The 10480-nt window shown below is 49.4% G+C and carries 8 protein-coding genes; 2 read left to right on the top strand and 6 right to left on the bottom strand.

Annotation, left to right across the window (positions count from 1 at the left end; genetic code table 11):
• Positions 1 to 59: 59 nt before the first annotated feature.
• Complete coding sequence (locus ACO0LN_RS26360) at positions 60 to 1064, top strand: KAP family P-loop NTPase fold protein (protein ID WP_422979063.1); 1005 nt, start codon at positions 60 to 62, stop codon at positions 1062 to 1064.
• 262 nt (positions 1065 to 1326) lie between these two features.
• Here the strand turns inward: ACO0LN_RS26360 and ACO0LN_RS26355 are convergent, their stop codons facing one another.
• The 6 genes from ACO0LN_RS26355 to ACO0LN_RS26330 form a co-directional block, all read right to left on the bottom strand.
• Positions 1327 to 2166 carry a hypothetical protein gene (locus ACO0LN_RS26355; RefSeq protein WP_422979051.1) on the bottom strand — a complete coding sequence of 280 codons (840 nt, stop codon included), beginning with the start codon at positions 2164 to 2166 and terminating at the stop codon, positions 1327 to 1329.
• Positions 2167 to 2225: 59 nt separating this feature from the next.
• Positions 2226 to 2840: a penicillin-binding protein activator LpoB gene (gene lpoB, locus ACO0LN_RS26350; RefSeq protein WP_422954371.1), complete on the bottom strand. Its 615-nt coding sequence runs from the start codon at positions 2838 to 2840 to the stop codon at positions 2226 to 2228.
• A 52-nt stretch (positions 2841 to 2892) separates the two neighbouring features.
• On the bottom strand, positions 2893 to 3294 hold the full coding sequence (locus tag ACO0LN_RS26345) for a YcfL family protein (protein WP_422979050.1): 402 nt from the start codon (positions 3292 to 3294) through the stop codon (positions 2893 to 2895).
• A 22-nt stretch (positions 3295 to 3316) separates the two neighbouring features.
• On the bottom strand, positions 3317 to 4849 hold the full coding sequence (locus tag ACO0LN_RS26340) for a COG3014 family protein (RefSeq protein WP_422979048.1): 1533 nt from the start codon (positions 4847 to 4849) through the stop codon (positions 3317 to 3319).
• 220 nt (positions 4850 to 5069) lie between these two features.
• Positions 5070 to 6005 carry an alpha/beta hydrolase family protein gene (locus ACO0LN_RS26335; RefSeq protein ID WP_422979046.1) on the bottom strand — a complete coding sequence of 312 codons (936 nt, stop codon included), beginning with the start codon at positions 6003 to 6005 and terminating at the stop codon, positions 5070 to 5072.
• Between the two features lie 386 nt (positions 6006 to 6391).
• Positions 6392 to 7606, bottom strand: a complete 1215-nt coding sequence (locus ACO0LN_RS26330) for a toxin-antitoxin system YwqK family antitoxin (RefSeq protein WP_422979044.1) — start codon at positions 7604 to 7606, stop codon at positions 6392 to 6394.
• Positions 7607 to 7890: 284 nt separating this feature from the next.
• Here ACO0LN_RS26330 and ACO0LN_RS26325 point away from each other — a divergent pair, with 284 nt between their 5' ends.
• Positions 7891 to 10239 (top strand): Tex family protein, encoded by a 2349-nt coding sequence (locus ACO0LN_RS26325; protein WP_422979042.1) that lies wholly within the window; start codon positions 7891 to 7893, stop codon positions 10237 to 10239.
• Positions 10240 to 10480 lie beyond the last annotated feature (241 nt).

The raw sequence follows: 10480 nt of genomic DNA, 5'->3' as shown, positions 1-10480 counted from the left end.
AAGAAATGGACCATGCCTATACAACACTGGCGACAGGCATTGAATCGCTTTGATATAGAATTTGGGGAGCGCATCAACGCTCACCAATAGTTCCGGGAGAACTTACACAGATTTTTTTACAGGCTCAGTCGATTGCCAGCTTCAAACAAAAACTAAGCTTACTGATCAAGGAGTTGGAGAAGCAATCAATTCAATTACCTATCATTATTTTTGTAGATGAACTCGATAGATGCCGACCCAGTTATGCCATTGAGCTTCTAGAGGGCATCAAGCATTTGTTCGGCGTTCCTGGCGTTTATTTTGTGATTGCGACCAATGTCGAGCAATTGGCGCACTCCGTTAAAGCAGTGTATGGAAGCGAATTTGATGGCCAGACTTATTTGAAGCGCTTCTTTGATTTGCAGTATGCTTTGAGCGATCCTAGCAATGCACAATTTTTAGCGGCGATTGTGAAAAAATTACCTTTACCCAAATTGCAAGAAATTGTTTTTGGTTTGCAGTATCTGCCTGAGTTTCCACAAACTCTATCCACAAATGAAGTTGTCGAAAACATTTTTTCTTTTGTGTTAGAAAAACATGCAGAAATGTTTAACCTAACATTACGTGATCAAGCTCAGGTGGGAGCAATTCTTGAAGCAGCTTTGCTCTCACTGCAAGGAAAAAGGATACATGTCTTTTTTCTCATTTTTTTAGCTGTAATATGGCAAAAAAATCCTATGGCGTACAAAAAGATAGTCGCTGTCGGCAATATCAATCCGTCTTTAGATATTGATGATCTAAAAAATATTAGTAACTCAGGAGGGGCGATTCATAATATTCATAGTGGAAATGGAGCAACTACATACATGTTCGTAGATGCTATTGCTATGGAATATTTGGCGCTATTCAAATTATCCGATGATGACTGGATGACACAAGCAAGAAATATCAATAATTTTTATTTTCCTAAAGATATTATTTTTAATGGATTGAGTCGGGACATAAGTCCGAATGTATTGACGCAATACAAATATTATCCCAGCTTAGTACAAGCCGCAGGCGGGTTTAGTGCAAGGGAAAAGTAAATTTTAAAAAAACTGACTTTGAAGATTTTTGCGCAAAAGATGACGCAGGTACAACATTACTACAGTCTACGTCCAAACTACAAAAATTCATGCATAAACGACTTATCCAAGCTTCTGAGATAAATTAATCCGATATCAGACTCACAAGCAATCTGCACGTCTGTGTCGTCAACATGCTGGGGAAATGAATATACTAAATAGTCAGATAAAAGAAAAAAGCCTGGCAACAGCCAGGCTTTTCCGCTAATGCATTACCACCAAATTATTTATACACAGTGACCGGCTCAGTATTTTGCACAGGCACAACAGGTTGGCCATTTTGCACACGGCCATACTGGCCACGGTTGGCGCCGCGTGGTGCACCGAACTGTACCAGCAACTCATCATAGGCTGCATCAGCCAGGCTGCGGGAAGTCTCTTGCATGACCTTGCCACGGCTAAACACGACACGGTCACCGGCACGGCTGATGATCTTGGTATCGACGCCAGAACCGCTGGCGCTGAAAGCTGCCTTGATTTCATAGGTCTTGGTATTGATCAGACTAAAGTCGGCAACCAGGTCCAGCGACAGGCTGGCTGTCATGGAGTTACCGTATTGCAGCTGATTACTCTCCTGGCGGAACTGGATATTGCTTACAGTACCAAACAAGACATAATCAGCACCAGGGTACATGCCCTGCTTGATACGGCCTATGATGTCATAGATTTTTTCCATGGGCTTGCCGACATAAGGGCGTGCCTGCACCAGGGAAACACCACCACCCTTGATCAATGCACCCTTGAGGTCAGCAGTATAAGTCTTCAATTCACCACGATCGATATAGGTGTAGAAACCTTCGGCTTCGTAGTAATTGCTTTCGCTCTTTGCGTTCACATTGCCACGCTGGGAATAGCTGTGATCGGTTTCACGTTCACTATAGCTGCCCTTGACACTGCTCTTGCTGGAAGCAGAAACCACACGGAAATATTCACTGACTTTTTCTTCATAGGTCAGGTCAGTCACCGCAATTTTTGGGATGGTCATTCTTTGTTCAGCGGCAACGGCAGAAAATGCCGCTACAGAGCAGAACAAACCTGCCATCAGTTTTTTCAGATTCAACATCGTATTGCCTCTTTGAATGAATAGCGCTTCAGAATTGCGCTTCAGAGTAAAGCCTGAGATTAACGCTTGGAAGTTTTACGAATTTCTTTTTCGTCTTGCCATTCGATGGAGCCTTCTTCGACGTCATACAATTTCAAAGTCATTTTGTAGAACACGTCTTTGGTATTGGCATTTTGCTTGACGATGGAAACGATCTCGCCTTCCAGGGAATATTTGGCAGCAGCCATATTGCCGATTTTTGCCTTGCCCTGGGCTTTATACAAACCGCTTTGATTTTGACGTTGCAACTCATCAACGCCTTGCTGCATTTCATCAGCGCTACGGGTGAATTTCACCTTGCGGCTTTTCACCAATGCAGTCTGAATACTGTTCATGATGGATTTGGTATCGATGTATTCGCTGGTCTTGTTGCGTACGCCAGCCAAAGTCATGGTCGGGCGATTTGCCAGTACCGGGTCTTCCAGCAGGGAACCGACCATTTTTTCTGCAATCATTTGCAGGTCAGTAGAACCAAACTCATTGGTGACCGTTTCTACCGCCTTATTGTCGCCATAACTAACCTGGCGAGCCAGGCTGACTGTAGGCTGGGACAACCTGGTCTGGCAGGCAGTCAGTGAGAGGCCAAGCAAGACGACGAGCGCGCAGCTTTTGGACAGTGAGGAAATGCGTTTCATATGTACTCCGTAAAAATAATCTTGTTACTGTTCACTATTTCACTATTGGTGATTAGCGTGGTTCTGCGCTGAGTTCTATCCTGAAATCCGTCGCTTGCGGACCGTAAGCCGTGCCTTTGACGAACTGGCTTTGCTGGCCCAGTATCATCAATGGTTTCCAGACTTCGCCGTCACCTACCTGCATGCCTGCCGCATCAGTCCAGCGGAAACGGTAATACACACGGACATCGCGGTTGGTCAGGTTGACCATCTCGGCCTGCACGACCATGACATCATTCTTGCGTTGTGAACGCAGATCAGTCACCTGCACACCTTCGAGCGTGCCACGCACCATCAGTTTGGCAGCAATACCGGGCGAAGATGCATTCGGGATATCCTGGGCAAAGACGGGGGTAGCAACACATGCAGCCAGCAAAGCGGTGCATGCTGCAAATTGTTTGGAAATCAGTTTCATATATCCTCTTCTATCCTATAAATCAGTTGGATTTGGTGCCGGTGGTGCTGACTGTACTGGTGTTGGCCGTTGCGGCATTGGCTTTCACTACAGGTTTTGCCTTGACTGCTTGCTTGCCCTTGACAGGTGGCTTAGGTGCTTCTGCCGCTTTGGTTTCTGGCTCGGCCTGCAATTGTGCCACAGGCGTCACGCTGCCAAATTTTGCAAGGTCACCCAGGTAAGTCTTGTCCTGGTATACGCGCACAGGAACCACCATGTAGCGGCCATCAACCGTGATCTTGCTCGCCTCTCCACGGTTACCAAAATTCAAATCATAATCGCCTGGCGGCAAAAATGCACGGGCGACAAACACGCGGTCTGGCAAACTGCGCCACATACGGTCATCTGCCGGACTCTCAGTCACAGCAACCGCCAGATTGGCTGCCAGGCCTGCAAGTGCACCAAAGTTTTTGTTCACCTGGTCCTGCACCAGACCCTTGGTAATGGCGCGCACCGCAGCACGTGTATAAATACCTGGCAATTCATCTTTCAAGGCCTTACGTGCCATGACGTTGAAGTCAGTGACCAGCGCGGTAGGCAGCATTTGATTACCAACACGGATACTGTTGATGACAGGTGCATTCGGATCAGGGTAAATCACCGGGAAAGCAAATGATATCGTCACCAGGCCACGGCCAGTAGGTATTGGGAAGGCAATCTTCTTGGATTGGCGAGCAGGTGAATTACCAGCCTCAATAATGAACAGTACATCCGTCACGCCTTTCTTGCGGCGAAAGCTGGTGCGCTGATCCAGTCCTTTCAGGCCATCTTCGAGCACTGGCAGGTCAGGGCGCAATTCTATCGCCTTGCGGTAACCAGGAGCAGCCAGGCCAGGCTCATTCAGGGCTTCATAAACAAAACCTGCGAGATAGTGGCTGAGGGCATTCTGATAACCGTTTTTCAGTTTCAGCACTTCAGGGTCGTTCAGGGTTTCTACCGGATAGCCATTGAGTTCCTTGCCGGTGGAACTGACGCCTTTGTCCTTGGCTTCTTTCTCTGCTTCGGCTGTTTCTTTAGCGCGGAATTCTGCAATAACGGCTTCACGCTCATGCGTGCGTTTGATATCAACGCGGGCAGTATCGAGGTCACCCAGGTTCAGCCTGTCCATGGCCATGCGCGTGGTCAGCATGACTTTTTCATAGTCCTGGCCTTCATAGTCGCGGCTGGCATCACCCATGATGGTAGCGCCAATCTGGCCCATGAGTTTTTGAGGTGAGGATTTGGCAGTTTCTTCCCAGATTTTTACTTTGGCATCGGCCACGTCAAAAGCGTCCAGGCTGTCCTTATAGCGCTTGCCTACGCGCAACAATTCACCCTTTTCCAGATTCAACAGCAAGTCGGTTTTGTTATTGCCTTGCGTTTGCGCTTCTACCTGCCTGATTGCTTCATCAATCTGGCCAGATTTTGCAACGGAAAGTGAGGCAGCAACTTTACTGTCATGCGTAGGCGTAGTCACGCAACCAGTCAGCACAAGTGCGGCAACAACAGGTGTCAGGGTAAAGGCTTTTAGGCGCATAGTTATCATTATTGATGAGCTTGTGTAAGAGGAAATGCAAAACGCACGCATGGAAATACCCACGCGTACGCATAACCACCAAGTATAGTAAGGCTTTGTTTTTTTGTCATGCCGTTTACTGCTACAAATCAAAAGTTCTTGTAACTAGTTGTAATGAAATGAAGGAAAATGAATACTGTTTCGATATGAATTGCTGAAGATCAAGAAAATTACAGCAAGACTAATGTTCAAGTAGCCACAAATCCATCTGATGCATAAAGTCAGGTAAATAGTTTTTGTCTTTCGTAGCAAGGCTGTGTCCAGCATCGGGGAAGCGTCGTATGTCTATGGTTTTTCCTGCGGCCTGAAACCGTTGCTGCAACTGCGCAAACGCATTGACCGGAATTACCGGGTCAGCATCTCCTGCCGCCAGCAATATGGGTATGTCCAGCGCCAGCAGATTGGCGGTTTGTGGAATGGCCGCAATCTCTGACCAGTAACGCCAACTGCGGCCATGTATTTGAACAGTATCGGGATCGGCTGGCGTAACACTTAAGCCAGTCTGTAATTGCTGCCAGGCAGGCAGCATTGCAGGATTTTGCTTCGCCAGAGCGCCATACACATCCAGCGCATTCATGCCAGTATGCGACAATAAAATCAGGTGCGTTGCCCGTAGTTGCTGTGCCAGTGTGGGTGCCAGTTCTGCCCCTTCGGAGATACCCATGATGATCAGGCGTTGCGGCATATTTCCTTGCGCTTGCAGGCCCGCCATTTGCGCACGTATGAATTCCAGTTGATCAGCTTGCCAGCGAGATGGATGATCTGCAAGCTTGTAGGCAGCACCGCAAGAGGTACCGTTCGAGCCCGGCAAGATATGGCGCTTGTGCATGATGAAAATCCGCGTGCGGCCACTCTCGCCTTCGAGGCCAGAAAAATACTGTGGCAGAAACGGCCCCATGCTGACACAGTCTGACCCAGAGATCACAAAGATCACATTGCGCAAAGGCGCATCCATGTCCTGTTGCTGCCAGGGCTTTCTGTCCATGTCAAAATAAATCGCCTTGCCACCATCCCTGAACTGGAATTGATGGACATTGACTGCTAGCTGTTCACGCCGCAAGTCAGCAACGCTACAAGCGCACAGCAGGCAACCTAGCATCATGGCTGCCAATTTCATGAATAGCCCAGGCATATCAGAAAGCGCGAGTCTGTACTTCAACATGGATTCCAGCATCGTAGCACTGCTGTCCGGAATAATGTGCTTGACAAAAAATGACGGACAGATTCCCTCCCTTTCAAGGGGAGGGCTAGGGTGGGGATGGATTTCGGTCAAGTGACCGTTACTTAATTTGCAGAAGAAACCCATCCCCATCCCAACCTTCCCCTTGAAGGGGAAGGAGCTTCAAGCATGACCACTGAAAAAAATTTAATTGCAAAATTAAGCCTCTAGCACAGAAAAATTGCCATGACATTGGTTGTACTTTGGTGCCAGAACAAGTCAAGATAATTATTATGAAAAGCAGTGAGCATTACGGGAAACGCATACCCAGCAGTGTAATAACATTATTTTGAAAACGCCTTGCGCGACCCATCTTCATAGACCTGGTCATCAGCAAGCAATTTACCGCTGTCATCCCAGCTACGCTCGCGCTGTATGCGGCCACGGTCATCATAATGGGACTCACGCACCAGCGTGCCATTTTGCGCAAAGCTCTGATGCACACCAATCGGGCGTTCGCGGTAGCGGCCTTCATAGACATAGCGCTCAAGACTGGATAGTTTGCCATTATCAAAATAATTGCGCACTTCCTTGACGTCGTCCTTGCCTTCGACGGTGTATTTTTCACTGCGTTTGGGCTGGCCATTCAGATAAAAACTGTTGTCGGCAATCAGGCGGTTCTGGCGACGCCCCTCTTTTTCAGTCAACGCATACAGTTGTTCACGCACTTTTGATCCACTCTCGTGATATTCAATTTCACGCTCTATGGTTGCCGGTTTTTCCGTGACATTCCAGGTGGTTTCCTTGCGCAAAACACCTTTGTCGGAATAGACCTTACGCGTTTTCTGCTTTGGTCCGAGCTCATCGACCGTATCAGGCTTGCCATTGTCATGGAAGTAGGTACTCTGCTGGCTCAAGCCTGCAAGAAAGCTGAACTGGCTCTTGAGCTTGCCACTTTCAGAAAACAATTGCACCACTGAAGTCTTGCCCTGGAAACCACACAATGCTGCATCGTTGACATGTGGTGCCAGCAGGGGTTTGTCGCCACATTCGAGTTCACTCAGTTGCTTGTCTTGCGTATATTTGACAGAGGCTTTGTCACGCGGCCCCTCACCTATGAATGCCACGCGCCGCAATACACCATTCGGATACCAGGCACGCAAGAGACCACGGGTGCTTCCATTGACATTGTTTTCTTCCAGGATCAACTGTCCATTCGGTGCAAACTCCCGCAATTTGCCGTCAGCATTGCCTTTTTCATTGACGCTGTATTCCTTAAACAGCAAGCCATCCTTGTAATAGCGCACCAGCCCGACATAGACACCGGCGCGCAATTCCTGCTCGCGCACCAGCTTGCCGCTATCCCTATCCTTGCACTTCATCATGCCGGTCTTGCCTGCCGTGGTATAGCCATTGGCCGGATTGACTGATTCCTTGTTCAGCTCGCAATCTTCGACTGCAAATACAGCTGAAGCCGGTGCAATCAACATCGCGGCAACGATTACCTGGAAAACAGATGGATATAAATTCCAGCTCGAATGAAAGAAAGTGGTGTCCATAATTTCTTAAGATAAGTGGCAAAATAAGCAGCAATAAAGCCAACTTTAACACTAGTAAAACTAAATCCTGTAAAACTTGGTAAGTAAAACTCAAAATGAAAAGACTGCGATAAGTAATTGATAAACAACCTGTTTATCGCTGCCCGACATCTCTTTTTAATATGCAATTCAGGCAACTTTGAAGTTCTAACCCTAGTCTCTTCTGCTGTCAAGACTGGCGCAAAGTCACAAATTGCGTATCATCTGCGCCTTGATTGCTTTTTTTATGTCTGGATTCTGGATTTATGTTGCCTTCGATTGAACAAAGACTTGCCGTAGAACTGGTAGCCAAGCCAGTTCAGGTTGCTGCTGCTGTTGCCTTGCTGGACGAAGGTGCAACCGTCCCGTTTATCGCCCGTTACCGTAAAGAAGTGACTGGTGGCCTGGATGATATACAGCTGCGCCTGCTGGAAGAGCGCCTGCGCTACCTGCGCGAGCTGGAAGACCGCCGTACCGCCATCATCGCTTCGATAGAAGAACAGGGCAAGATGACGCCAGTGCTGCTGGACGCCATCACCCATGCCGAAGACAAGACCCGCCTCGAAGATTTGTACCTGCCGTATAAACCCAAGCGTCGCACCAAGGCCCAGATCGCCGTTGAAGCTGGTTTGCTGCCACTGGCCGATGCCTTGCTGGCCGACCCTATGCTGAACCCGGATACCGAAGCTGCGAATTACCTGAAGCCAGCCTTCACTACCGACAATGGCGACAACCCAGGCGTGCCAGATGCCAAGGCAGCCCTTGACGGTGCACGCCAGATCCTGATGGAACGCTTTGCCGAAGATGCGACCCTGTTGCAAGCCCTGCGTGAATACCTGAATGACCACGGCATCGTGGAATCCAAGGTCGTTGCTGGCAAAGAAGAAGCCGGTGAAAAATTCGCCGATTACTTCGATTATTCAGAAACCCTGGGCACTATCCCTTCTCACCGCGCCCTGGCCCTGTTCCGTGGCCGCCGCGAAGAAATGCTGACTGTGACTCTGCGTCTGGATAGCGAAGAAGAAAAACCAAAATGGGATGCACCGCTGAACCCATGCGAAAGCCGCATCGCTGCCCGCTTTGGCGTCAGCCAGAAAGACCGCCCGGCCGACAAATGGCTGGTCGATACAGTACGCTGGGCCTGGCGCGTTAAAGTCTTCATGCATCTCGATACTGAGCTGATGGGCAAGCTGCGCGAAACCGCAGAAATTGAAGCCATCAATGTATTTGCCCGCAACCTCAAAGCCCTGCTGCTGGCAGCACCTGCCGGCCCACGCGCCACCATGGGTCTTGATCCTGGTCTGCGTACCGGCGTCAAAGTAGCGATCGTGGATGCCACTGGCAAGGTCGTTGAGCATGCGACCATTTACCCGCATCAGCCGCGCAATGACTGGGATGGTTCGCTGCATGTATTGGCGCAACTGGCAGCCAAGCATAATGTATCGCTGATCTCCATCGGCAATGGCACGGCTTCGCGTGAAACCGACAAGCTGGCCGGCGATTTGATCAAGCTCAAGCCTGAACTCAAGCTGACCAAGATCGTGGTCTCTGAAGCCGGTGCATCGGTGTATTCCGCTTCTGAATTTGCTTCCAAGGAATTGCCTGACCTGGACGTCTCCATCCGTGGTGCGGTATCAATTGCCCGTCGCCTGCAAGACCCGCTGGCTGAGCTGGTGAAAATTGATCCCAAGTCCATCGGTGTTGGTCAGTACCAGCATGATGTCAGCCAGTCACAACTGGCGCGCTCGCTCGATGCCGTCGTTGAAGATTGTGTGAATGCGGTTGGTGTCGATGTGAATACGGCTTCTGCTCCTTTGCTGGCGCGTGTGTCTGGCCTGTCGTCCAGCGTGGCGCAAAGCATCGTTAATTTCCGCGATGCCAAGGGTATGTTCAACTCGCGTTCAGACTTGCGTGCAGTACCGCGTCTGGGTGACAAGACTTTCGAGCAAGCAGCCGGTTTCCTGCGCATCATGAATGGCAGCAACCCGCTTGATGCATCTGCAGTCCACCCTGAATCTTATCCACTGGTAGAAAAAATCCTGGCTGATATCAAGAAGGATGTGAAGGGCGTCATCGGTGATGCTGGTTTGTTGAAGTCTTTGAATCCAGCCAAATACGCTGATGAAAAATTTGGTGTGCCGACCATCACCGACATCATCGGCGAGCTGGAAAAACCAGGCCGTGACCCGCGTCCTGAATTCACGACCGCCACCTTCAAGGATGGCGTGGAAGAAATCAAGGATTTGCGCCCTGATATGATTTTGGAAGGCGTAGTTACTAACGTTGCCGCCTTTGGTGCTTTCGTTGATATTGGTGTGCATCAGGATGGCCTGGTACATATCTCTGCCTTGTCCAACACCTTCGTCAAAGACCCGCATACAGTCGTCAAGGCTGGCCAGGTCGTCAAGGTGAAAGTGCTGGAAGTCGATGTCAAACGCCAGCGCATCGCCCTGACCATGCGCCTGACCGATGCAGCACCTGTCGCTGGCAGCAAGCCTGAACAACGTGGCGACCGTAACGACGCCAAGCGCCTCAATCAACACCGCTCGCAAGCCCAGGCACCAGCACCCGCTGGTAATGCGATGGCTGCGGCGTTTGCGAAATTGCGTGGGTAAGTAATAAGTAAGAAATAGACTAGTTGATCAGACTGTCCCAAATTGTGACAGTCTGATCTGTGTTGCGAAATAATGTGACACCTTGATTTGTCATTCCTCTCTCCTCCGCAAATCCGTCATTAGCATCGGCAGTCATTCTCCCTCTGCACCTTCTCCCTCGCTAATCTGTACCTGCTGTATTTTTCCGCAAGGAAAATATTTTAGCCATGGCACGCCGTTTGCGTTGTTATCCCCGTGTCGC

The organism is Undibacterium sp. TC9W (genome assembly GCF_049339865.1).
GTDB lineage: Bacteria > Pseudomonadota > Gammaproteobacteria > Burkholderiales > Burkholderiaceae_D > Undibacterium.
This window is presented reverse-complemented; position numbering and strand designations above follow the sequence as displayed.

Excerpts from the sequence above, each read along its gene's own strand:
- ACO0LN_RS26355 (WP_422979051.1), bottom strand. The coding sequence starts at position 2,166 with ATGTTGAATCTGAAAAAACTGATGGCAGGTTTGTTCTGCTCTGTAGCG.
- lpoB (WP_422954371.1), bottom strand. The coding sequence starts at position 2,840 with ATGAAACGCATTTCCTCACTGTCCAAAAGCTGCGCGCTCGTCGTCTTG.
- ACO0LN_RS26345 (WP_422979050.1), bottom strand. The coding sequence starts at position 3,294 with ATGAAACTGATTTCCAAACAATTTGCAGCATGCACCGCTTTGCTGGCT.
- ACO0LN_RS26340 (WP_422979048.1), bottom strand. The coding sequence starts at position 4,849 with ATGCGCCTAAAAGCCTTTACCCTGACACCTGTTGTTGCCGCACTTGTG.
- ACO0LN_RS26335 (WP_422979046.1), bottom strand. The coding sequence starts at position 6,005 with ATGAAATTGGCAGCCATGATGCTAGGTTGCCTGCTGTGCGCTTGTAGC.
- ACO0LN_RS26330 (WP_422979044.1), bottom strand. The coding sequence starts at position 7,606 with ATGGACACCACTTTCTTTCATTCGAGCTGGAATTTATATCCATCTGTT.
- ACO0LN_RS26325 (WP_422979042.1), top strand. The coding sequence starts at position 7,891 with ATGTTGCCTTCGATTGAACAAAGACTTGCCGTAGAACTGGTAGCCAAG.